The sequence below is a fragment of the Actinomadura citrea genome, assembly GCF_013409045.1.
Taxonomy (GTDB): Bacteria; Actinomycetota; Actinomycetes; order Streptosporangiales; family Streptosporangiaceae; genus Spirillospora; species Spirillospora citrea.
In genome coordinates this window covers 6,606,181-6,629,415 of the sequence record NZ_JACCBT010000001.1, presented here as the reverse complement: position 1 = coordinate 6,629,415, position 23,235 = coordinate 6,606,181, and the positions used below count along the sequence as shown (strand labels likewise).

Annotated in this window: 21 protein-coding genes, 1 tRNA gene and 1 pseudogene; 14 read left to right on the top strand and 9 right to left on the bottom strand. The window is 69.6% G+C overall.

The genetic code is table 11. The annotated features are described in order from the left end of the window. Positions 1-154 precede the first annotated feature (154 nt). Both BJ999_RS30445 and BJ999_RS30440 read left to right on the top strand, forming a co-directional pair. Entirely contained in the window at positions 155-979 is an 825-nt protein-coding gene (locus BJ999_RS30445) for a fumarylacetoacetate hydrolase family protein (RefSeq protein WP_179836445.1), read from the top strand. Then, on the top strand, positions 976-2,343 hold the full coding sequence (locus BJ999_RS30440) for an FAD-binding oxidoreductase (protein ID WP_268247781.1): 1,368 nt from the start codon (positions 976-978) through the stop codon (positions 2,341-2,343). The genes BJ999_RS30445 and BJ999_RS30440 overlap by 4 nt, the downstream gene beginning before the upstream one ends. Before the next feature lie 7 nt (positions 2,344-2,350). Here BJ999_RS30440 and BJ999_RS30435 read toward each other — a convergent pair whose 3' ends face one another. Beyond that, the gene (locus BJ999_RS30435) at positions 2,351-3,529 is read right to left on the bottom strand and encodes a saccharopine dehydrogenase family protein (RefSeq protein WP_179836444.1); all 1,179 of its coding nucleotides are present in this window, start codon (positions 3,527-3,529) and stop codon (positions 2,351-2,353) included. A 125-nt stretch (positions 3,530-3,654) separates the two neighbouring features. On the opposite strand from BJ999_RS30435, the gene BJ999_RS30430 reads away from it, so the two are divergent. Further along, positions 3,655-3,831 carry a hypothetical protein gene (locus BJ999_RS30430; RefSeq protein ID WP_179836443.1) on the top strand — a complete coding sequence of 59 codons (177 nt, stop codon included), beginning with the start codon at positions 3,655-3,657 and terminating at the stop codon, positions 3,829-3,831. Here BJ999_RS30430 and BJ999_RS30425 read toward each other — a convergent pair. Beyond that, on the bottom strand, positions 3,788-4,714 hold the full coding sequence (locus BJ999_RS30425) for a LysR substrate-binding domain-containing protein (RefSeq protein ID WP_179836442.1): 927 nt from the start codon (positions 4,712-4,714) through the stop codon (positions 3,788-3,790). The two genes, BJ999_RS30430 and BJ999_RS30425, sit on opposite strands and share 44 nt — an antisense overlap. Positions 4,715-4,923: 209 nt before the next feature. Here BJ999_RS30425 and BJ999_RS30420 point away from each other — a divergent pair, with 209 nt between their 5' ends. The 9 genes from BJ999_RS30420 (at position 4,924) to BJ999_RS30380 (ending at position 11,799) form a co-directional block, all read left to right on the top strand. Beyond that, positions 4,924-6,357, top strand: a complete 1,434-nt coding sequence (locus BJ999_RS30420) for a form I ribulose bisphosphate carboxylase large subunit (protein ID WP_179836441.1) — start codon at positions 4,924-4,926, stop codon at positions 6,355-6,357. Position 6,358: 1 nt separating this feature from the next. Then, complete coding sequence (locus BJ999_RS30415) at positions 6,359-6,787, top strand: ribulose bisphosphate carboxylase small subunit (protein WP_179836440.1); 429 nt, start codon at positions 6,359-6,361, stop codon at positions 6,785-6,787. Continuing rightward, positions 6,784-7,749, top strand: a complete 966-nt coding sequence (gene cbbX / locus BJ999_RS30410) for a CbbX protein (RefSeq protein ID WP_229810138.1) — start codon at positions 6,784-6,786, stop codon at positions 7,747-7,749. Before BJ999_RS30415 ends, cbbX begins: the two co-directional genes overlap by 4 nt. A 115-nt stretch (positions 7,750-7,864) precedes the next feature. Then, positions 7,865-8,773 (top strand): proteasome assembly chaperone family protein, encoded by a 909-nt coding sequence (locus BJ999_RS30405; RefSeq protein ID WP_218935299.1) that lies wholly within the window; start codon positions 7,865-7,867, stop codon positions 8,771-8,773. 48 nt (positions 8,774-8,821) lie between these two features. Continuing rightward, positions 8,822-9,241 (top strand): CBS domain-containing protein, encoded by a 420-nt coding sequence (locus BJ999_RS30400; protein ID WP_179836438.1) that lies wholly within the window; start codon positions 8,822-8,824, stop codon positions 9,239-9,241. Beyond that, complete coding sequence (locus BJ999_RS30395) at positions 9,238-9,873, top strand: dienelactone hydrolase family protein (protein WP_179836437.1); 636 nt, start codon at positions 9,238-9,240, stop codon at positions 9,871-9,873. Before BJ999_RS30400 ends, BJ999_RS30395 begins: the two co-directional genes overlap by 4 nt. Next, positions 9,873-11,042, top strand: a complete 1,170-nt coding sequence (locus BJ999_RS30390) for a geranylgeranyl reductase family protein (protein WP_179836436.1) — start codon at positions 9,873-9,875, stop codon at positions 11,040-11,042. Before BJ999_RS30395 ends, BJ999_RS30390 begins: the two co-directional genes overlap by 1 nt. 68 nt (positions 11,043-11,110) lie before the next feature. Continuing rightward, a complete protein-coding gene (locus tag BJ999_RS30385; protein WP_179836435.1) occupies positions 11,111-11,503 on the top strand; it encodes a nuclear transport factor 2 family protein in 393 nt (130 codons plus the stop codon). Positions 11,504-11,727: 224 nt separating this feature from the next. Continuing rightward, a tRNA-Val gene (locus tag BJ999_RS30380) sits at positions 11,728-11,799 on the top strand. A 69-nt stretch (positions 11,800-11,868) separates the two neighbouring features. On the opposite strand, the gene BJ999_RS30375 is transcribed toward BJ999_RS30380, so the two are convergent. Next, positions 11,869-12,516 (bottom strand): site-specific integrase, encoded by a 648-nt coding sequence (locus tag BJ999_RS30375; RefSeq protein WP_268247779.1) that lies wholly within the window; start codon positions 12,514-12,516, stop codon positions 11,869-11,871. Between the two features lie 39 nt (positions 12,517-12,555). Between BJ999_RS30375 and BJ999_RS30370 the strand changes: the two genes are divergently transcribed. Next, positions 12,556-12,921 carry an NUDIX hydrolase gene (locus tag BJ999_RS30370; protein WP_179836433.1) on the top strand — a complete coding sequence of 122 codons (366 nt, stop codon included), beginning with the start codon at positions 12,556-12,558 and terminating at the stop codon, positions 12,919-12,921. Between the two features lie 592 nt (positions 12,922-13,513). Here the strand turns inward: BJ999_RS30370 and BJ999_RS30365 are convergent. The 4 genes from BJ999_RS30365 to BJ999_RS42485 form a co-directional block, all read right to left on the bottom strand. Further along, the gene (locus tag BJ999_RS30365) at positions 13,514-14,539 is read right to left on the bottom strand and encodes a GNAT family N-acetyltransferase (RefSeq protein WP_179836432.1); all 1,026 of its coding nucleotides are present in this window, start codon (positions 14,537-14,539) and stop codon (positions 13,514-13,516) included. A 42-nt stretch (positions 14,540-14,581) separates the two neighbouring features. Beyond that, positions 14,582-15,835, bottom strand: a complete 1,254-nt coding sequence (locus BJ999_RS30360) for an IS256 family transposase (RefSeq protein ID WP_179836431.1) — start codon at positions 15,833-15,835, stop codon at positions 14,582-14,584. A gap of 2,583 nt (positions 15,836-18,418) precedes the next feature. Next, positions 18,419-19,630 carry a DUF4365 domain-containing protein gene (locus tag BJ999_RS30355; RefSeq protein ID WP_218935298.1) on the bottom strand — a complete coding sequence of 404 codons (1,212 nt, stop codon included), beginning with the start codon at positions 19,628-19,630 and terminating at the stop codon, positions 18,419-18,421. Between the two features lie 1,300 nt (positions 19,631-20,930). Further along, positions 20,931-21,107 carry a hypothetical protein gene (locus BJ999_RS42485; RefSeq protein ID WP_229810136.1) on the bottom strand — a complete coding sequence of 59 codons (177 nt, stop codon included), beginning with the start codon at positions 21,105-21,107 and terminating at the stop codon, positions 20,931-20,933. 111 nt (positions 21,108-21,218) lie between these two features. Here BJ999_RS42485 and BJ999_RS42480 point away from each other — a divergent pair, with 111 nt between their 5' ends. Beyond that, positions 21,219-21,398, top strand: coding sequence for a hypothetical protein (locus BJ999_RS42480; protein ID WP_229810135.1), 180 nt, complete (start codon positions 21,219-21,221; stop codon positions 21,396-21,398). Between the two features lie 599 nt (positions 21,399-21,997). On the opposite strand, the pseudogene BJ999_RS44115 reads toward BJ999_RS42480, so the two are convergent. Then, a pseudogene (locus BJ999_RS44115) lies at positions 21,998-22,378 on the bottom strand (DUF1877 family protein); the annotation flags it as partial. Positions 22,379-22,452: 74 nt separating this feature from the next. Further along, entirely contained in the window at positions 22,453-23,148 is a 696-nt protein-coding gene (locus BJ999_RS30345; RefSeq protein ID WP_179836428.1) for a DUF899 domain-containing protein, read from the bottom strand. Positions 23,149-23,235 lie beyond the last annotated feature (87 nt).

Sequence of the window (23,235 nt, the reverse complement as noted above, 5' to 3'; positions counted from 1 at the left end):
GGTGGTGGCGGCTCGTGGGGCGTGGCAGCCCCGTGGGGTGTACAGCGGTCGGTAGGTGTGGTGACCCCGGTGGGTTGCTGGTTGACAGCGATGGCGCTGTCTTGCTTGTCTGTATTGCGGAATGTCGTTCCGTATTATGGAAATGGAGAGTGGCGTGCGACTTCTGACCTTTCGAGGTGAGGGCGGTACCCGGGCGGGGCGGCTGGACGGGGATGCCGTCACTCCGCTCGACGCGCCGGACGTGGGGGCGTTGCTCGGGGCCGGGCCCGACTGGCGGGACCGGGCCGCGTCCGCCGCCGGACGTCCCGTCCCGCTCGCGGACCTGGACCTCGCCCCGGTGGTTCCGCGCCCCAGCAAGATCATCTGCGTGGGACTGAACTACACGCCGCACATCGCCGAGACCGGGCTCGACACTCCCGAGTACCCGACGCTGTTCGCCAAGTTCGCGCGCTCGCTCGTCGGCCCGGCCGACCCGATCGTGCTGCCCGCCGCCTCCACGGCGATGGACTGGGAGGCGGAACTGGCCGTCGTCGTCGGCCGGACGGTCCGCGGCGCGGACCGCGCCGGGGCCCGCGCGGCGATCGCCGGCTACACCGTGGCCAACGACGTCAGCGCCCGCGACTTCCAGCGCCGCACCACGCAGTGGCTGCAGGGCAAGACGTTCGACTCCACGACCCCGCTCGGGCCCGCCCTGGTCACCGGCGACGAGGTGGGCGACGCCGCCGACCTGGAGGTCACCTGCTCCGTGGACGGCGAGGTCATGCAGCGCGGCCGGACGTCCACCATGCTGTTCCCGCCGGAGGAGATCGTCTCCTACGTCAGCGGCATCGTGACGCTCGACCCCGGCGACGTGCTGCTCACCGGAACGCCGGCCGGGATCGGCGACAGCCGGGTCCCGCCGGTGCGGCTGCGTCCCGGGCACGTCGTGACGACCGAGATCGAGGGGCTCGGCGTCCTGCGCAACCGGTGCTCGAAGTGACCGCCGGACGGGAGCCCGCCGAGGCGTTGCGCGCCCTGCTCCCCGCGGGGCGCGTCCTCACCGACCCGGACGCGATGGACGCCTACACGCGGGACCAGACCTACGCGGTCCCCGGCGCGCCCCTCGCGGTCGTCCGCGCCCGCGACACCTCCGACGTGGCCGCGACCATGGCGTGGGCGCAGGAGGAACGGGTCCCGGTCGTCCCGCGCGGCGCGGGCACCGGGCTGGCCGGAGGGGCCACCGCCGTGGACGGCTGCGTCGTGCTGTCGCTGGCCGCGATGACCGCGATCCGGGAGATCTCCCCGCGGGACCACGTCGCCGTCGTCGAACCCGGTGTGATCACCGCGGACCTCGACCGCGCGGCCCGCGCCCACGGCCTGATGTACGCGCCGGACCCCTCCAGCCACGAGATCTCCACGATCGGCGGGAACCTCGCCACCAACGCGGGCGGGCTGCGCTGCGTGAAGTACGGCGTGACCCGCCACTCCACGCTCGGACTGGAGGTCGTCCTCGCGGGCGGGACGGTGATCCGGACCGGCGGGCGGACGGTCAAGGGCGTCACCGGCTACGACCTCACCGGGCTGTTCGTCGGGTCCGAGGGCACCCTCGGGGTGATCACCGCGGCGACCGTCCGGCTGTTCCCGGCGCCCGCGCGGCCGCCCGCCACCGTGCTCGCGACGTTCCCGTCCCTGACGGCGGCCGGCGCGGCGGCGGCCGCGATCATGGGCGCCGGGCTGCGGCCGAGCCTGCTGGAGCTGGTCGACCGGGCCACGCTCCGCGCGATCGACGAGTGGCGCCGGATCGACCTCGACCCCGGCGCCGCCGCCGTGGTCATCGCGCAGACCGACGGGCCGGAGTGCCCGGCGGACGCGCTGGTCCGCGAGTGCGAGGGGGCCGGCGCCGCGTTCGCCGCCGCGTCCTGCGACGAGGCGGAGGCCGACGCGCTGCTGGAGGTGCGGAGGCTGGCCTACCCCGCCGCCGAGAGGCTCGGCAAGTGCCTCGTCGAGGACGTGTGCGTCCCGCGCTCGCGGCTCCCGGAGATGGTGGAGCGCATCGAGCGGGCGTCGGAGCGGCACGGCGTCCGGATCCTCACCGTCGCGCACGCCGGGGACGGCAACCTGCACCCGCTGTTCGTCTTCGACCGCGGCCTCCCCGGCCCCCCGCCGCCCGTCCTGGCGGCGGCCGACGAGGTGTTCTCCGCCGCGATCGACCTCGGCGGCACCCTCACCGGTGAGCACGGCGTCGGCGTCCTGAAGAGGCCCTGGCTGGACGCGGAGATGGGACCCGACGTCCGCGACGTCCACCGGCGGATCAAGCGGGCCCTGGACCCGGACGGCGTGCTGAACCCCGGGAAGGCGATCTGACCGGCGCTCAGCCCGCGTCGAGGACCCGGAAGGAGATCCCGGCCTTGACGAGCCGCTCGATGAGCGCGTCGCCCATCGCGGCGGCCGTCGTGACCTGCCCGGACGTCGCTGGCAGATCGTCGTGGGCCAGGCACAGCGCCGACTCGGCGAGCATCTTCGCCGTCTCGGTGTACCCGGGGTCGCCGCCCGCGACCTCGGTCACGACGCGCCTGCCGCCGCCCTCCCCGACGAACTTCACGCTGAACCAGTTGCGGGCGCGCCGCTCCTCGGACGGCCCGTCGCCGGGCGTCCGGAGCCGCAGCAGGAGGCTGCGGGTCGGGGGGAGCGTGGCGAGGGCCAGCAGGGCGCCGGAGCCCGCCGCCATCCCCGCCGCGGTGGCGAGCCGCTTGACCGCCACGTAGTGGCCGTAGGAGAAGTCGGGCCCGTACCGGTCCAGGGCCGCGGCCGACCGGACCACGATCCGCGGGTCGATGGTGGGCAGCGGGAGCGTCCAGCCTCCCCCGATGCGGGCCTTCGGCGCCGGGCGCCGCGAGATCCGCACGGTGCGCCCGGCCGGAGGGGCCTCCACCTTGCGGCGCTCGCGCTCGGCGCGCACCATCCCGGCGGCGTCGCCGAAGATCCCGACGGCCGAGTGCAGGGTGCCGCCGGAGGCGTCCCCGCGCACCCGCAGGAATCCCTCGACGTGCAGGGGGACGCCCTCCGGGAGCTGCTTGACGGTGAAGTAGGCGCCGAGGTCGTGCGGGATCGAGTCGAATCCGCAGGCGTGCACGATCCGGGCCCCGCTGCGCACCGCGGTGTCGTGGTGCTTCACGTACATCCGGTCCACGAACGTGGGCTCGCCGGTGAGGTCGACGTAGTCCGTGCCCGCGCGCGCACACGCCGCCACCAGGGGCTCGCCGTACCTGACGTAGGGGCCGACCGTCGTGATGACGACCCGCGCCGACTCCGCGATCTCCTGGATCGACGCCGCGTCGGTGGTGTCGGCGTGCAGCAGCGGCAGCCCGGCGCACGCAGGGTCCAGCTCCACCAGCCGGTCGCGCACGGCCGCCAGCTTCGCCTGGTTGCGCCCCGCCAGCGCCCAGCGCGTGCCGGGACCGGCGTGCCGGGCGAGGTACTCGGCGGTGAGCGCGCCGGTGAAGCCGGTGGCGCCGAACAGGACGACGTCGTACGGGCGGTCGGCGGTCATGGAGGGCCCCTTTCACGGTTCCGAACACGATTCTGTCGCTTTCGGTGCCGTTCATGCGCGCCGGCCCGCCGATGTGAGGGACCGCACTCCTCTAGGGTTGCTCCGATGATGCGGATGGTGAGGGTGTGACGGGGCTCGCCGTGGCGATGGACGTCGTCGCCGCCGGCTTCCTCGTGAGCTTCGTGGTCCTGCTGACGCGCCGGGGCGCCGCCCCGTCCGGCGAGGGCGGGCGGTCGGTCGCGATGATCCTGATCGCCGTCAGCCTGGGCCTGCTGTCGGTGTCGCTGTGGAGCCTGCCCTAGCCGCCGCGGGACCCGCCGTGGCGGGCCGCCAGCCGGGCGCCTCCAGCAGGTGCCGGACGAACAGCAGCGTCGTCGCGGTCGGCGCCGCGCCCCCGACCGCGTGCCACGGCCGGTCCAGGGGCATCCCCGGCGCGTCGACCACCACGAGCCGCCCGGTGTCCAGCTCCGCGCCGACGGCGTCCCGCGAGACCAGCGCGACGCCGAGCCCCGCCGCCGCGCCCGCGATCACCGCGCCGTTGGAGCCGAGCACGAGCCGCGGCGGCGCCGCCTCCCGCTCGACGAGGTAGGCGTCCGCGCTCGCCCGCGTCCCCGACCCGGGCTCGCGCATCACCCACGGCGTGCGGGCCAGGGCGAACCCGGCCGCGAGATCCGGCGCCCCCACGACGACCAGCTCGTTCGGCCGCCTGGCCAGCACGGTCGCCGCGACGTCGGCGGGCGGGCGGCCCGCCAGCACGAGGTCGGCCTCGTGCGCGGCGAGGCTGCTCCACACCTGGCGGCGCGGACCCACCTCCAGTGCCAGCTCGACTTCCGGCCAGCGCGCCCGGAACGAGGCCAGCAGCTCGGGAAGGATCTGGTCGGCGGCCGTCGTCACCGCCGCCAGCCGCAACGGCCCCCGCCCCGGATCGGCCGCGCCGCGCGCCGCCGCCCGCCCCTCCTCCAGCAGCCCGAGCACCTGCCGCGCGTACCCGGCGTAGACCGCCCCCGCGCCGGTCAGCCGGACGCCGCGCCCCTCCCGCCGGACGAGCGGGACGCCGAGCTCCCGGGTCAGCGCCGCGACCGCCGCCGACACCGCCGACTCGGTCACGTACAGCCGCCGCGCCGCCGACCGCACCGACCCGGTGTCGGCGAGCGCGACGAGCGCCCGGAGCCGCGCCTCCGTCACGCCCCGCCTCCTCGTTCAAGCGAATGCTTGACGGTCACCGTAGAACACTTGATGGACATTGCAAGTGTCGGGAGGCGATTCTCGGACGCGTCACGGTTCCACGTGGCGGGACGCGGCGCTCCACCCCGATCCCCTGGGACATGCCGTCCTCCACCGGGGCGGCGCGCCGCGGCCCGCCACATCCAGGCTTCGGCTGAAGGAGAGCGGCGATGAGCGCGGGCAGATGGTCGGCGGGCGTGATCCCCTACGCGGAGATGGGCTACTGGCGTCCGGACTACGAGCCGAAGGACAGCGACATCCTCGCCGCCTTCCGCATCACGCCCCAGCAGGGCGTGCCGCCGGAGGAGGCGGGCGCGGCCGTCGCGGGCGAGTCGTCCACCGCCACCTGGACGGTCGTGTGGACCGACCGGCTCACCTCCTACGAGAACTACCAGGGCAAGTGCTACAAGGTGGAGCCCGTCCCCGGGCAGGGCGACCAGTTCATCGCCTACATCGCCTACGACCTCGACCTGTTCGAGGAGGGCTCGATCGCCAACCTGACGTCGTCCATCATCGGGAACGTCTTCGGGTTCAAGGCGCTGAAGGCCCTGCGCCTGGAGGACATGCGGATCCCGACCCACTACGTGAAGACGTTCCAGGGCCCGGCGCACGGCATCGTCATGGAACGCGAGTACCTCGGCAAGTTCGGCCGCCCCCTGCTGGGCGCGACCGTCAAGCCGAAGCTCGGCCTGTCGGCCCGCAACTACGGGCGCGTCGTCTACGAGGCCCTCCGCGGCGGCCTGGACTTCACCAAGGACGACGAGAACATCAACTCCCAGCCGTTCATGCGCTGGCGCGACCGCTTCCTGTACTGCATGGAGGGCGTGAACCGGGCGCAGGCCGCGACGGGCGAGGTCAAGGGCCACTACCTCAACGTCACCGCCGCGACGATGGAGGACATGTACGAGCGCGCCGAGTTCGCCAAGGAGCTCGGCAGCGTCATCGTGATGATCGACCTCACCATCGGCTACACGGCGATCCAGTCGATGGCCAACTGGGCGCGCAGGAACGGCGTCATCCTGCACCTGCACCGCGCGGGCCACTCCACGTACACGCGGCAGAAGACCCACGGCGTGAACTTCCGCGTCATCGCCAAGTGGATGCGCCTCGCCGGCGTCGACCACATCCACGCCGGGACGGTCGTCGGCAAGCTCGAAGGCGACCCGAACAGCGTCCGCGGCTACTATGACACCCTCCGCCTCGACCGCGTGGAGGCCGACCCGGTGAAGGGCCTGTACTTCGACCAGGAGTGGGCGTCGATGCCGGGCACGATGCCCGTCGCGTCCGGCGGCATCCACGCCGGGCAGATGCACCAGCTCCTGCACTACCTCGGCGAGGACTCGATCCTGCAGTTCGGCGGCGGGACCATCGGCCACCCGATGGGAATCGCCGCCGGCGCCGCCGCCAACCGCGTCGCGCTGGAGGCGATGATCAAGGCGCGCAACGAGGGCCGCGACTACCTCGCCGAGGGCCCGGGCATCCTGCGCGCCGCCGCCAAGCACAGCCGCGAGCTGGACGTCGCCCTGTCCACCTGGGGCGACATCACCTTCACCTACGACTCCACCGACACCCCCGACGCCGCCCCGACCCCCGTGAGCGTGTGACATGCGGATCACCCAGGGCACCTTCTCCTCCCTGCCCGACCTCACCGACGAGGAGATCGCCAAGCAGATCGCCTACGCCCTGGACCAGGGCTGGCCCTGCTCGGTCGAGTTCACCGACGACCCCCACCCGCGCAACTCCTACTGGGAGATGTGGGGCCTGCCGATGTTCGACCTCACCGACCCGGCCGGCGTCCTGTACGAGGTCAACGAGTGCCGCAAGGCCTATCCGGACCACTACGTCCGGCTGAACGCCTACGACGCCCGCTACGGGCGGCAGACGACGGCGCTGTCGTTCATCGTCCAGCGCCCGGCCGAGGAGCCCGGATTCCGGCTCGACCGCACGGAGACCGCCGACCGGCGCGTCCGCTACGCGATGCACCCCTACGCCCTCGACCGTCCCGAGGGGGACCGTTACGGGGCGGGACGTTGAGCGAACGCCCCGGCTTCGGGATGCGGCAGAACGGCTCCCCGGTGGTGGACGCTCCAGAACCCGCGACCGGGGAGCCGCTCCCCGCCGACGCCCGCGTCGACCTCGCCAAGGAGCGCGCAGACTCCCAGGTCGACACCGTCCTCTCCGCCCTGGACGCCGAACTCGTCGGCCTCGCCCCGGTGAAGACCCGCATCCAGGAGATCGCCGCGCTGCTGCTCGTCGACCGCGTACGGGCCCGGTTCGGCATCGAGTCGGGACGTCCCAACCTGCACATGTGCTTCACCGGCAGCCCCGGGACCGGCAAGACGTCCGTGGCCGTCCGGCTCGCCGAGCTCCTGCACCGCCTCGGCTACGTCCGCCGGGGCCACCTGGTCTCCGTCACCCGCGACGACCTCGTCGGCCAGTACGTCGGCCACACCGCGCCCAAGACCAAGGAGGTCCTGAAGCGCGCCATGGGCGGCGTCCTGTTCATCGACGAGGCGTACTACCTGTACCGGGCCGAGAACGAGCGCGACTACGGGCAGGAGGCCATCGAGATCCTCCTCCAGGTCATGGAGAACCAGCGCGACGACCTGGTGGTCGTCCTCGCCGGCTACAAGGACCGCATGGACTCCTTCTTCACGTCCAACCCCGGCATGAGCTCCCGCATCGCCCACCACATCGACTTCCCCGACTACGAGCCCGGCGAGCTGGAGTCCATCGGCCGTCTGATGATGGACCGCGAGGGCTACACCCTCGCCCCCGAGACCGAGCCGGTCTTCCGCGACTACCTGGCCCGCCGCCGCGCACAGCCCCGCTTCGCCAACGCCCGCTCCGTCCGCAACGCCATAGAACGCGCCCGATTGCGCCACGCCAACCGCCTCCTGGCCCACCCGGGCGAGGTGGACCGCGAGGCCCTCACCACCCTCCACCCCGAAGACTTCCTGACCAGCCGAGTCTTCAGGGAGGCCCGTCCGAGCTGACGGCGGCCCCCACCTGCGGCCCGGGGTGCGGCGGGTGCCGAGGCCCCGAGGCATCGGCACCCGCCTCACCCCAATGGATACTCTTGGGCTGAGGACAGTAGAGGTGGGGGAGAAGTTGCTTAACCCAGAGGATCTGTACGAGCTCGACTCCGACCTGCCGGAGATGACGGGTCCGGTGCTGCTGCACAGCCTGGACGGCTTCGTGGACGCGGGGACCACCGGGCAGCTCGTGCGGGAGCACCTCCTGGAGGCACTGGATCACCGGGTCATCGCCCGGTTCGACGTCGACTCCCTGATCGACTACCGGGCTCGCCGCCCGCCGATGACCTTCGACCGCGACCACTGGGCCACCTACGAGGCGCCCGAGCTGGTCGTCCGACTGCTGCACGACGAGGCCGGCAGCCCGTTCCTGATGCTGTCCGGCCCGGAGCCCGACCGGCTGTGGGAGGGCTTCACCACGTCCGTCCTGCATCTGGTGGAGCGGCTCGGCGTCGGGCTGGTCGTCGGTTTCCACGGCATCCCGATGGGCGTCCCGCACACCCGCCCGGTCGGTACCACCTCGCACGCGACCCGGCCCGAGCTGATCACCCGCAACTCCTGGTTCGACAAGGTGCAGGTGCCGGGCAGCGCCGCGGGACTGCTGGAGCTGCGGCTCGGCGAGGCGGGCCACGACGCCGTCGGGTTCGCCGTGCACGTCCCGCACTATCTGGCGCAGTCGGCCTATCCGGCCGCGGCGGTCGCCGCGATGGAGGCCGTCATCTCCGCGACGGGGCTGGTGCTGCCGGTCGACCGGCTGCGGGAGGCGGCCGCCGCCACCGACGCCGACATCGCCGAGCAGGTGGAAGGCAACGACGAGGTCGAGAAGGTCGTGCGGGCCCTGGAGCAGCAGTACGACGCGTTCGCGGGCGCCGCCGAGCGCGACAACCTCCTCGCCGAGTCGCAGGACATGCCGACCGCCGACGAGCTCGGCGCGCAGTTCGAGCGGTTCCTCGCCGAGCAGGAGGGCCCCGACTCGCCCGGGTAGACATATCCCGTCCGCCGCTGGGTACGCGAGGCCTGAGGGAGGTCTCGCATGGGCCAGAAGGTGAACGAAGTGATGACGCCCGCGCCCGTGGCGGTGTCCCCGGACACGAACCTGGTCGAGGTCGGGGACCTCATGCGCCGGCACGGCATCGGCGACGTCCTGGTGGTCCACGAGGGGCGGCTGCGCGGCCTGGTCACCGACCGCGACATCGTCGTCCGCGCCGTGGCCGAACACCGGGACATGTCCCGCACGACCGTCGCCGACATCTGCAGCACCAACATGATCACGATCGGGCCCGGGGCGGACGCCGAAGAGGCGGTGCGGCTGATGCGGGCGCACACCGTCCGCCGGCTCCCGGTCGTGGACGGCGACCGCCCGATCGGCATGGTGTCCATCGGCGACCTCGCCGTCCAGCGCGACGAGCGCTCGGCCCTCGCCGACATCAGCGCGGAGCCGCCCAACACATGATCACGCTGAGGCTGCCGGACGCCGAGCTGGCGGGCGACCTGGACATACCGGACGGCGCGCGGGGCGTCGTCCTTTTCGCGCACGGCAGCGGCAGCTCGCGGCACAGCCCCCGCAACCGCGCGGTCGCGGGCGGCCTGAACGCCGCCGGGATCGGGACGCTCCTCATCGACCTGCTCACCGGCCCCGAGGAGGAGGCCGACCGGGTCACCGCGGCCCTCCGCTTCGACATCGACCTGCTCACCCGCCGGCTCGTCGGCGCGGTCGACGGCCTCGCCGAAGGGCTCGAATCCGCCCCCCACACGGCGGGCCTCCCCATCGGCCTGTTCGGGGCGAGCACCGGCGCGGCCGCCGCGCTCGGCGCCGCCGCGGCCCGTCCCCCGATCGCCGCGGTCGTCTCGCGCGGCGGGCGTCCCGACCTGGCGGGCCCGTCCCTCGCGCGGGTCGGGGCCCCCGTCCTGCTGATCGTCGGCGGGCGCGACACGGAGGTGCTGGAGCTGAACGAGCGGGCGCACCGGAGCCTCGCCACGTCCGAGGTGCATGTGATCTCCGGCGCGGGCCACCTGTTCGAGGAGCCCGGGGCGCTGGAAGAGGTCACCGCGCAGGCCGCCGACTGGTTCAACCGGTACCTGTGATGCACGACGTCATCGTGGTGGGAGCGGGCCCCGCCGGCTCGGCGGCCGCGAACCACCTCGCCCGCTCCGGCCTGGACGTCCTGGTGCTGGAGAAGAACTCGTTCCCGCGCGAGAAGGTCTGCGGGGACGGCCTGACGCCGCGGGCCGTCCGGGAGCTGAAGGCCCTCGGCGTCGACACCGCCGGACCGGGCTGGTTCCCGAACAAGGGCGTCCGCCTCATCGGCGCCGACCGCCGCGTGGAGCTCCCCTGGCCGGACGGCCCGGGCCTCACCCGTACACGGGCCGGCCTCGACGAGCTCCTCGCCCGCCAGGCCGTCCGCGCCGGCGCGGCCCTGCGGGAGAACACCAGGTGCACCGCGCCGCTGACGGCGAACGGGCGGGTCAGGGGCGTCCGGACGTCCGGCGGGACCCACGAGGCTCGCCTGGTCATCGCGGCGGACGGGGCCTCGTCCCGCCTGTCGGTCGCGCTCGGCCTGCGTCCGGCACGCGACCGGCCCCTCGGCATCGCCGGCCGCCGCTACTTCCGCAGCCCCCGCCACGACGACGAGTACCTCGAGATCTGGCTCGACCTCGCACCCGCCGCGTACGGCTGGGTCTTCGGCATGGGCGACGGCACCTGCAACGTCGGCGTCGCGCTGCTGCGCACCGGGCATCCCGACTACCACCGGCTGTGCTCCCGCTGGCTCGCCTCGCTGCCGGCGTCCTGGGGCTTCACGGAGGGCAACGCCGTCGGCCCGCTGCGCGGCGCGGCCCTGCCGATGGGGTTCGGCCGCCGGCCCCACTACCTGCCGGGCGTCCTCCTGGCCGGGGACTCCGGCGGCATGGTCAACCCGTCCACTGGCGAGGGGATCGGCTACGCGCTGGAAGCGGGCCGCCTCGCCGCCGAAGTGATCACGCTGGCCTCCCGCTCCCCGTTCCCCGAACGCGTTCTGCGGACGTACCCGGACGCGGTCAGGCGCGCCAACGGCGGCCCCTTCACCCTCGGCCGCGCCTTCACCCGCGCCCTCGACGACCCGCGCGTCATGCGCCTCGCGACCCGCCACGGCCTCGCCCACCCGGCCCTGATGCGCTTCGCGCTCCGCCTCCTCGACGGCCTGCCCGCGCCGGCCTCGCCCACCGCCGCCGACCGGCTCGCCGCCGCGCTGACCCGTCTCACCCCGGCGTCCTGACCGTGCCGCACAGGTTCGAGCAAATCTGAGACGCTGGACTTGCTCCTAGACACCCGGAGGGCAGCACCTTGAGCGAGGCGCACGACATCGTCAAGGCCCACTACGCGGCCGCGGAACGCGGCGACCTGGACGGCATGGTCGAGAAGTTCGCCGACACCGTGGCGTGGACCGAGATGGCCGGGTTCCCCTACGCGGGCACCTACGTCGGGACGGACGCCATCAAGGCCGGAGTGTTCGGCCGGCTGGTCGCGGACTGGAAGGGCTTCCGCGCCGCCCCCGACGAGTTGATCGACGGCGGCGACGGGACCGTCGTGGCGCTCGGCCACTACGAGGGCACCTACCGCGCGACCGGCAAGGGGATGCGCGTCCGCTTCGTCCACGTGTGGCGGGTGCAGGACGGGCTGATCACCGGCTTCGAGCAGTTCACCGACACCCACCTCCTCCGCGAGGCCATGGCGTGAGCGCCCCCCCGTCCGGGCCCGGCACGGCTCGGCCGGGGGCACCCTGGACCGCAGAAGCCCGACCCGGGGAGCAACCGTCCCCGACCGGTTCGAGCACCGCCGACCCGCCACAGAGGCCCCCTCCGGACCCGTGACCTGCCCACCGCCCACACAGACGGCCGGATCCCCTGATCCCGCCGCTTCGCGATCGCCCCCACGAACCAGGTACGCTTTCCCGGCAACGCGGGCGCGTAGCTCAGGGGTAGAGCACTCGCCTTACAAGCGAGTGGCCGCAGGTTCGAAACCTGCCGCGCCCACCCACGTCAAGGCCATGATCCGCTCCCGCGGATCATGGCCTTCGGTGCTCTGAGTGACTGATTGAGTGACTACGGCTCTTGAGCTGTTGCGCCACCGGCGTCGCTGAAGATGCCGTCCATGGCGGTGGCGCCATGCTCCATCACCGGCCGGATCTGGAGCCGGTAGACGGTCTCGGTGACCGTCGTGCTCCGATGGCCGACCAGCCGCGAGATGTCCTCGATGGGGATGCCGTGATCAGACAGCACCGACACGAAGCTGTGCCGCATCTCCCGCGGAGCCCACTCGGCCCCGACGAGGCCGGCCTTGTCGAGCACCTTGCGGAAGTCGCGCCGCACGTTGCCGGCCGACAGCGGGCGGCCGCTCTGGGTGCAGAAGACCAGCTCGTGTTCGGCTGGTGCGTCGCCGGCGTTGTCGCCCTGGTGCTCCTGGAGCCGCTTGAGCGCGTCGACGCAGATCTGGGGGAGCTTGAGGGTGCGGCGGGATCTCCTGGTCTTGGTGTCGCCCTTCTTGCGGACAGACCGCCAGACGTACATCGCGTAGGCGTCGTGCTCCCATCCCGCCTCCCGGACGGGGACCCATCGTGAGGCGCTCTCCACGTAGGCGACGACGTGGTCCCATGTGAGCGCGCGCATTTCCTCCGTGCGGGCTCCGGTGGTCAGGGAAAGGGCTATGTAGGCGGCGATTCGCGGTTCGGCTTTCCGGGCCACGTCGAGCACTGCCTTGGCTTGCCGGACCTCCTCAAAGGAGCTTGCGTGATGTCCGACAGTCGCCACTCCGTCAGCGTGGCGGACGTCGTCGTCGACGACCAGGGCCGCGCCCTCCTGATCCAGCGCCGAGACAACGGCCACTGGGAAGCACCCGGCGGCATCCTGGAGCAAGACGAGGACTTCACCGGCCTCCGCCGCGAGGTCGAAGAGGAGACCGGACTAGATGTATCGCCGATCGCCCTGACCGGCGTCTACAAGAACATGCCCCGCGGCATCGTGGCTTTGGTCTTCCGCTGCAAGGCCGACGCCGGCTCTCTACGAGAGTCCGACGAAACCTCCGCCTTCCGCTGGGTCACCACCCCCTCAATCGTCCCCATCCGCCAACACGACGGCGTTCGAGTGCTTGGTCGATAACCCCCGGTCGCAGCAACTGTTCGAAAGAAACCGCGAAACAGCCATCACCGCAGGCAGGCCCGCGTGTGCTCGGTCGCCGACGCCATCAGTCATAAGCCCCTGTTCCCGGTACTTCCGTGCTGTACTGCGACCCGTCGCTTCACGGCCTTCGCCGGCTTGGGAGTCCTTGACGCCTTACGGCGCCGAACGGTCGTGCGTCTGGCAGACGGATCTACAGTCCCACCGCCCAACTCTCCCGACCTGCGCCTACGCCACCCACCAGACGAACTTCGGCTGGCATTCGGCATGGCGACCTTCCCTAAGCTCTACGTTCTACAGCCGACGCGGTCTAGCGTGAGCCTCGAAGCGGCCAACCTGCTGAGGGACGCACCATGGCACAGATCGAAGTCAAGGGGTGAAGCGCCGACCACTACACACCGAGGGCAGAGAAGAGCCGGGCGCGCAAGTGTGCCCAGGGAGGTTCTGAGGTCTGCCGGCATGATGCGGAGTTCACGATCGTCTAGCCAAACGGTGAGTCGATCGCCACCTGTCCAGATCACCTCATCACGTACGTGCGTAGGAGAATCAAGGACGACGGCTGGAAGAGGTATTGTCAAATCCTGTGGACTGACCCGACAGCCCAATGGCCGGTCGATCGAGCAAGCGGCTTGCGGTAACGGGCGTACTCGTTCCGCCGCCGGAACCCCACACTCTCGTAAAGGTCGTAGGACCGGTGTGGATTTGCCGTGCCCGTGAACAGCCGAGCGGTCGTTGCACCCTGCTCGCGAAGGCTCCGCAGCCCGTCCAGCAGCAGGACCCGGCCGATTCCGAGGCGTCGCTGGTCCGTCCGGACACTCAGCTCTTCCACCTCGCCCGCGGTGTGGTCGTGACGGCGGATGGAGCACAGGGCGACGCCGACCATGTCCTGCCCGTTCCAGGCAGCCCTCCAGCATGCCGGGTCGGCGGTGTCGACGAAGTCCTGGAAAGGCCATCTCTGAGTGAAACCGCGGTCCGCGTACGAATCGACGACCGTCCTCCAGGCCGCACGGTAGTGGCTTGTCCCGATCGGCCCTGTCCGTATCCCGGCCGGCAGCTCGCTGCCCGGCTCGGGCACCTGCTGCAGATCGCCCAGCTCCAGCTCGACCAGGCTGAAGACATGTCGGTAGCCGGCTGCGCGCAGAAGTGTCGTGGCGTCCTGCTCGGAGGCCATGGCGTTCGCGCCGATCACTGCCGTCCGCGCCGTTCCATGCTGTTTGACGAGCTGGCGGATCCGCTCTTCGGCCCAGCTCAGCATGGCTGAGCCGATGCCCTGGCCGCGATGCTCGGGCAAGAGGTAGCCGCGGTGCAGGTACAGCCACGTATCGTCCCGCTCTTGCCACCACCGGATCGTCGCGTAGCCGACGACGCTCTCGTCGAGCACCACCAGGATCTGGTTCTTGGACGGCTCCTCCAACTTGGCAGAAGCTTCGGCGATCTCGGCCGCTGTCGGGAGCCCTTCCACTACCGAATGGACATCGACCCGGTCCCGTTCAACACACCCCAGCCGCACCGCGGCCATGGCGCCGTGGTCTTCGTCGCCGCGATATGGCCGGAACCCGAGGCCGACCGGAAGGTCCTGTCCTGCCGTGCCATCCAACATGACCGGATGTTCTCGAACTTCGAGGCAGGTCCGCCACCCTATTCACGCCGCGGTCGTCTGCGACCGTTCAAGGAGCTGGCCGCGTTCAAAGCGGGCCCCAGCGCGGACGAGGGCAACGAGGTGGGGTGCATTCACGGCTCGCCAGCGGGCCTGGGCGGACTCGACGAGCTTGAAGACCATCGCCAGGGCGGCGGCCCGGGATCCGGCGCCCTTGGTGACCTTGGTCCGCAGACGGACGGTCGCGAAGGTCGACTCGATGGGGTTGGTTGTCCGCAGGTGGATCCAGTGCTCGGCGGGGAAGTCGTAGAACGCCAGCAGCTCATCCTCGTCATCGACGATCTTCTTGACGGCCTTGGGGAACTTCGCGCTGTACTGCTTGGCGAACGCCTTGACCGCGGCGGCCGCGTGCTCCTTGTCCTCGGCGTTGTAGATGTCCTGGATGGCCTTCTTTGCCGCGGGCTGAGCTGACTTCGGGAGGCTGTCGAGGCAGTTGGCCGTCTTGTGAACCCAGCACCTTTGGTGGCGGGTTTCGGGGAAGACCTCGTTCAACGCGTTCCAGAAGCCCAGGGCTCCGTCGCCGACGGCGAGGACGGGAGCGCGCATGCCGCGCCGCTGGCAGTCCCGCAGCAGGCTCGCCCAGGACTCCGAGGACTCGCGGTAGCCGTCGGCCATCGCGATCAGCTCCTTGGTTCCGTCAGCGCGGACGCCCATGACGACCAGGACCGCGGCCTTCGCCTCCTCCAGCCGTATGCGCAGGTGGATACCGTCGGCCCAGACGTAGACGTAGTCCGTGGTGGACAGGTCGCGCTCGCTGAACGCCTTGTGGTCGGCCTGCCACTGGGCGGTCAGCCGGATGACCGTGGCCGGCGACAGGCCGGCCGAGGAGCCGAGGAACTGCTCGAGCGCGGGCACGAAGTCCCCGCTGGACAGGCCGTGGAGGTAGAGGAGCGGCAGCACCTCGCTGATCTTCGGGGACTTGCGGCACCACGGCGGCAGGATCACCGAGGAGAACCGCTTGCGCTCGCCGGTTGCCTCGTTGATGCGCTTGTCGTTGATGCGTGGGGCCTTCACCTCGATCACCCCGGCCGCGGTCGCGACCTTCCTGGTCTGGTGATAGCCGTTGCGGACCACCAGGCGGCGCCCACTCTCGTCTCGCTGGTCGGCCAACTCGGCGATGTAGGAGTTGACTTCAGCCTCCAGAGCAGCGGCCAGCATCCGCCTCGCGCCCTCGCGGACGATGTCGTCGATCAGAGAGCCGGTCTCGGTCGTTCCATCGGCATTCACTACGCTCAGCACGGGCGTGCCTTCCCAACCGACGGTGCAAGGTCGGCCTACTCGATGACCAGAAGTCGATCACTCGGGAAGGTACGCCCTTCGCGTCCAACCCGAGGCCGATCCACAGGTCATGAGCATTGCTCCGGCTGGAATCCGTACCTTCAGCTTGGGAATCAGACCGATCCATCCCATCACGCATGTCGACCTGGCCGGATGCCACTCCACGAGTTACCGTGATTGACCGCTGTCCACCCTGACTAATTGCGCTCTAATTGCCCGTCCGCCGCCGTCTCTGTAAGGCAATGCGCCGCACCATAGGGACTTTGGGGAGCCTCAGCCAGTCCTTCAAGCATCACTTGGTGCGGGGCGTGGACGGACAGAAGACGGACCCAGGGAACATCCCGGCTTGCCCTCGACTCCAAGGCTGGCGCTCTGCAGGCCGTGGCCGAGTGCTTCGTGTAGGGCGAACTGGCGGGCAATGGCCTGGGCGAACTCCGTGTTGCGGAGGTCAGCCCTCCTCCCAGGAGCGATCGTGAGCACCACTTTTCGCCCGGCGTAAGGCGGCCTGTTGGGCTGGCGAATATCCACCTGGCCTGCCAGTGAACGGGAGCGCCTGTTCAGTAATGTTCCGAACATGGCCGAACCGGGCCATTGCTTGACAAGGCGGACTTCCACATGCGATCGTCCAAGCAGAATCCATCCAGCACTACACCGAGCCGACATGGACGTCCCACAATAGAGGGAAAACAAGAAAGAGATCAGGTATGCGGCGTGCACAAAAGTTCATCACGATCCCGGCCCTGACGACCTCAGCAATGCTGGGCCTCCTTCAGTCTCCAGCCAGCGCCGAGGTTTCATACTTCATTTCTGGCGAAAGCGACAACGTTGCCACCTCAGCCGGCGCAGACTACTCCTATTCACCAATCCGATCTTCGTGCAGCGGAACCGCCTACGAGGCGACTTTCGGACCTGGAACCATTACGGACAACCTGCGCAATGACAGCTACGGAGGGGCCGTCGTCGCAAGGTGGGAGTACTGCGACAACTCCGGAACATGGAGGACGAGGCAGCAGTGGGGTCTGGTCGTATACGAAGCAGGATATAACCATCTTTCATACAGCCGTTTCACGTTCGGTCATGACAATGACCCGGTGCTGGGGTACCCCGTGCGCAATCTCCACTTCTATGTCTGCAATGTCGGACCCACTGGCAACATCGGCACTTGCGGCGACCAGATGCACAAGGTGCCCTAAGGCGCTCATGCATGGCTGGTAGCGGGATATTGGCAGCCACGAAGTAGCCCGTGTGTCATGTGGCCGCAGACGTTCGCAACCAGGTCTGAGGCCGAGCGGGCTCGGTGGAGGCAGTTGAGGGCGGGCTCGCGGACACGAGCGAAAGCCACCGGTTCAGCGTCCGTCCTGTGGCCGCGTTCGCGAGCCCGCGTACCGTCTCCATCCCCGCCCTGATTGCGCTGACCTGGCCGCACACCTGGAGAAGCACACCGGCAAGGGCTCCGACACCCTGGTGTTCACGAGGGGAACTCACCCCGAAAGATGCACGTCGTCAACGCCACGGGTGCCCCAGGCCGCCACCTTCACGACCTCTCCACACCGGCAACACCTTGGCCGCCTGCACGGGCGCCTCGCTGGCCAACCTCATGGCGTGGACGGCCACTACAACGAACGGGCCGTACTGCCCTACCAGCACCAGCCCACAAACGCTGACCGCGCCATCGCCGATAGCCTTGACGCCCTCGTTCAGGCCCACCAGCCCCGGGGAGGACGAGGACGGAGCGGCTGGCAAGCTCGTGCCCGTGGCTTGGTGGCACGCTAATTGCGCGCCTCCGTAGCCACTGAGCTGCGCGTCCTCGGCCGATCAGCCGGCGACAGCACCCCGGTCACCTGAGGGCAAGCGGACCCGGAGCGCAGGGCCTGCCACGGGCCCAAGCACCGGAAGCCGCGCGGCAGCGATCGCCCCCAACCACGCAACGCACCTCAACTGCGCTGTGGCGATTGTGGGGCTGGAATTGCAGAGCGGCTCATTACGAGTCTCACGAGCAAGATCTACACCCGTCCAGATCCGTCCCCTGACCTGCTCCGGAGCCCTTCCGCGCGTCCTCCGATCCCACACGTGTCCAAGGCTTGTCCAGGACCGCTGTTAGCACCCGTGTTAGCAATCCCCCGCAAACCTCCGCCAGTGACAGACCGTCTCGCGCGATCGTGTGCTCCGGCCCGCGGGGGGCTGGGGGCTGCGAAGCCCCCGCTTCAGGCGCGTCCAACCAACTTGAGCGCTTACGCGGCACCTCTTCGTCCCGAACTATCGGCGGCCCCGAGATCGAGTGCTCGCCGCGCTTGTGGAGGCTCGTGGTGGCGTACGGACCGGTGAGGCGATGTGCGACGATGTTGCTGTACTTCCTGCTGTACAACTGTCGCTTCGATCTGCGACAGAACCCCGGCATTTCGAGGGCAACTCCGACCCGTACCGCAGGGCCGGCCACAGCCCGAGGAACGGAAGCGGGGGCGGCAGCGAGAGCCCCCGACCCTGAAGCCTGCCCAGCCACTCGCGGCGATCGGCTTGAGCATGAGCTTGGGAAGCTGCGGCGCTTTAGGCCTGACCGGCGCTATCGGATACCGCATTTTCGGGCTCGGGGATGCGCCAGACGATTTGTACCTGCTCGTCGAGAGGTAGCGAGGGGTCGAAGATGTAGACGCGTTTGATCAGGTAGAGGATGGCCAACCGAAATGCCTCCGGCTCGGTTTCGTTCACCGTCGCCCGGCTTAGCTTGGTCACCTGGCGGACAATACGTGAGTTAGCTTCGAGCGGGCCAAGCTCGGCGATGATCCCGGGTTCGAGTTCTCCTTCCTCACGCATGACCAGGATCGACCGGTGCAGCAGGTCTGGTTCGGCCTCGACCCGGTCGATGATGCGGGCAATGACGTATGCATCGGCTATGTCCGCAGCGATGTTGGCGTGCTCCACCCGTTCCTCACCTGTGCAGCTCGGGCACCCTTCACACTCGGTGGGCCCCTCAGTCCATTCGTCGGCCTGCTCAGTGGAAATGAAGCACGAGGCTACCCACATAGTCTCGGACCGACTCAGCTCCAGTTCTTCGGCGGTCGCGAGGTCGGGGTCGCCCCGCTGGTCCTTCTGTCTGCCTTCTTCTCCGACATCTGGTATTGGAAGCTCGGAGCGGATCAGAGATTCCAGGCTAACGAGATACGGTTCCCAGTCTTGGGCGCTGAGGAGCAATGTCGCGAACGCGGCCCCCGGGCGCTTCCAGAAGATGAGGTCTTCGTCGTCGCCATTGACGAAGTGCAGAACGTGGTCCGTCGGATCGAAGTCGACTCCGGACATCTCTCCCAGGTGGGTGAGGACGGCCTGTCGGCCTCGGTAGCGGCCGACGTAGCGGCGGGCCTGGGTGACGAAGGAGGCCATGGTCGTGTCATTCAGCACCGCGTTGGGGCTAACACCGATGACACGTGGGCGATTAAGGGGGCCGGACCGGCGGAGTTGTTGGGTGGCGTTCGCCCAGTACAACCTCTTGGTGTCGGGGTCGTACACCACGCAGTAGACGGGGATGTTCCCGTTCGCCCAGGTGTCGCCGTGCTGGTCGACAGGCACCGCGTAGCCGTTGGCTCGGCGCCACGAGTTCCCACCCTTGACCTGGACCTTGATCACGTCGCTCGTCACACGCCCGTTATCGGCGAAGGTGACATAGAGGTCCTCGCCGAAGTCGTTCTGGCCAGATATCTCTTGAACGATATGGTCGTGCTCTTCGAGCAGGGCGCGCACCGCGTTCACGGCGGCTTGTGCCACGCGCCGTCCCGTCGGGATTCTCGGCATGCCACCCTCTCCAGTGATTTCTCGCCTGCCCGGGCCGATCCAGCTTCGGATCTCGTCGCAGTGTCGACTTTGGTCTGAGACAGGACCCGCTCAATCGAGGGCAAGCGGACCCGGAGCGCAGGGCCGGCCACGGCCTGAGCACCGGAAGCCGTGCGGCAGCCGATCGCCCCAGCCTCGAACGGCGCCCAACCACTTTGGCGATCGTCACGGCCTGGCTCCGAGCATCTGATCCGCAGCAAGATAAGGTACGTCCAGGCCCGTCCCCGCCGGTCCCCTGACCAGCGCCGCACGCTCCCGTGCTTCCACACCCGTCCAGGGTCATCCATCCTCGCTGTTTGCACTGCCGCTAGCACTTACACCCGTCCCGTGGGGTGCTCCCGCGTGAGCGGCGAGGGGGTGTGACAGTCCGTTTCGCGCGGGACTGGCCTGCGGCTCACGGGGGGCTGGGGGCGCGAGCCCCCCGTTCGTGCTCGCCCATATGCCAATGCGACTCAACCAAGGCAGCCAACGTTTCGTTCAACACTCCGATCATCCCCTTGCCACAGAGCGGAAAGCCAGACTAATACTGCACCCTTCAAACATCGATGAAGACTGCCACATTGAAGACAGGCATCCGATAAAGCCCAACACGAATACGGAAAAGGCATCGACCAATACTCCGGAGATGGTCACTGAAGGTAAGGCCACCTCTCACCCTGCTGAGGCGGTCGGTCGAAGCGGCGCGGCGGGACCGGACGGGAGAGGCCGCATGCCCGGCGCGCCGGGCATGCGGCCGCCGGCGGCGCGGAGCGGGCGCCCTTGAGCACGTGGCGATGGTCCTCACCGTGACCTTGACGTTCGAGGGTTGGCTGCCTGGGGTGGTTCGGCGGAGGACCACGACGCTGGCAGAAGCCGGTCGCGTGCGTGATGAGGGACTGTCGTCTGGCATGCAGGGGGGCGCGGGATGAGTGTCTAACTGAGTGACAGTCGGGACGGACGCGGGTGGACGTCGATGGTCCGTTAGGTACCGCTGTGCAGGGCGGGGGGTCGCGTTAACCCCGGGTGAGCTTGGCTTGCAAGCGAGTGGCCGCAGGTTCGAAACCTGCCGCGCCCACCAGCCAGAAGACCCCGTTTCCAAGACCGGAAACGGGGTCTCGTGCCATTAGCCCACGATCGCGAGCGCTCCGGCCGCTCGTCATCGTCATCAAGATCGACATTGTTGATCTTGTCGTTCATCGCTCGGGTCCGCCGGAAGTTCGCCGGCCGCGGGACGCCGCCGGCTTGCCGGTGAAGATCAGCGCTTCGGGTCCGGGCCGGTGAGGTTGCCGGGATGCCGCCGCAGGTCCGGGATGATCGCCTGGGGGAGTGTCACCGTCCGTGACTTGGGCGGCCCGGTGACCAGCTCACCCGTGTCCAACTCCACTTGCGCTTGCCGGACGGTGACCGTCCCGGCGATGACGTCGAGGTCCATACGAGGCAGATCTTGCGCCCCCAGAGGCACGTCGGACGGTCTTCTGTGGTTCCGGTCAGGCCGGAACCACCCGCTCCTGTGCGGGTCACGCGATGAGAAGGTGAGACTGAAATGCGCGGTGAAAGCAGCATCCCCACCCACGTCGGCGGGTCTTCCGTGGTCTTCGACCGTCCTGACGGCGAGTACATCGAAGATGCCGACCTGCCCAGCGCCGGCGACGGTGCTGGTGAAGGCACAGAGACGCTCATAGGACTGCAAGGTGAGGCGCAGCGCCTCATCGACAGCCAGTAGCGACCAACTCCGTGTCCCTCACAAGGGACGCGAGATCGGCTGATCTGCACGGCACCGCCCCAGTCAGCCGATGGTCCACTTGTTGGCCCCCGCAGAGCGCGGGGGTCAACTTCCCATTTCAGAGGGCGACGCCGGCGGACGAACGGCTCCGGGCGGTCGCGTGCCTGATGAGGGACTGTTGTCCGGCATGGAGGATCGCGCTGGCCTACAAGCGAGTGGCCGCAGGTTCGCAACCTGCCGCGCCCACCAGCGAGAGACCCTGTTTCCAAGCCCACGAGCACGTGCGTTGCGGCCGCCCCGTCGTCTTCGTCCGAACGGCGTTGTTGATCTTGTTGTCCATCGCTCGGACGGTCGCACCGGTCACCGCACGGCGTCCGGTGATGGTAGATCGTCAGCATTTGGTGTCGCTCAGACGATCTCCTTGATGACGGCGTTGCCTGCGGCGGCGGCGCGGGTGTAGAAGTCGCGGACGGTGTCGAGGGTCTTTCTGAGGACGCCGTGTTCCACCATGTCCCCGCCTCGCCGCTTTGCAGCCGTCCCCAGCCCTCGAACGAGTAGGGCTGGACCTCCTTCAGGTAAGCGTGGCGCTCGCGGATCAGTGCGTCGGGGTCGAGGGCGCGGAGGAAGGCGTCCACGGCGCGGACCTGGGCGGGACGCAGGAGGCGCGGGACGTGCAGGAGGGATCCTTCCCCGGTCTCGTTCATGACGATGCCGCCCATCACCGCGTCGCAGGCGGGCGGATCTCCGGAGACGCGGTCGTAGTCCTCGTTCGGCAGGCCGGTCAGCAGGACGTGCAGGGCGTCCCAGGCCCGGTGGGTGTCCACCTCCTCCAGTTTGCGCAGGGAGCCGGACGGGTCGTATCCGAGCTCGATGGGCAGGTCGGCCCAGGTCTCCCGCAGCCGCCCGAGGCCCGCGTGCAGGCCGTGGGGGTGATCGAGCAAGGCCGCGACCTCGGCGTCGTCGTACCTGGTCAGCCACATCCAGTAACCCATGGTCCTCCGGCTTCCGCCTGCCGTCGGCCAGTCTCACACGTCAGGACACCGGAGATTCGGGTTCATCCCCTGCCGTCGTCCGGGCCGTAGTGGGCGGCTATGTCCTTGGAGTCGGGCCAGCGGGTGTAGGTGGGGGACTGGGGCCAGCCTTCGGGGACGTCCTGCCACTCTTCCTGGCGGCCGTAGGGGAGCAGGTCGACCAGGGGGAAGGTGTGGGTGAGCTGTTCGGTGCCCCGGCCGGTGGTGTGCCAGGTGCGGTAGACGGTGTCGCCGTCGCGGAGGAAGACGTTGACTGCGAAGCCGCCGCCGAGAGGGGCTCCCACGTCGGCGCCGAAGGGGCTGTTCGCGGTGGAGTACCAGGTCATCTTGTTGCCGACCCGCTTCTTGTAGGCCAGGGCCTCGTCGATCGGGCCCTGGGTGACGATGACGAACCTGGCGTCGTAGGCGTCCAGGAACTCCAGCCGGGTGAACTGGGATGTGAAGCCCGTGCAGCCCGGGCACTGCCACTCTTCGCCGGGGAACCACATGTGGTTGTAGACGATCAGCTGGGACCGGCCGTCGAAGACCTCGGCCAGGCTGACCGGGCCGTCCTCGCCTTCGAGGGTGTAGTCGGGCATCTCGACCATCGGCAGGCGGCGGCGCTGGGCGGCGATCGCGTCGAGTTCGCGGGTCGCGGCCTTCTCGCGTGCGCGCAGCTCGTCGAGGTGGCGTTGCCAGGTGTCGATGTCCACGACGGGCGGTACAGCCTTGGTGTCCATGGCTCCTCCAGAGTTCGTTTTACGTGTGGACTCTGCTCGGCCGCCAAACTCATCGCACAGAGGCCATGGTCCGTGCGCGGACCATGG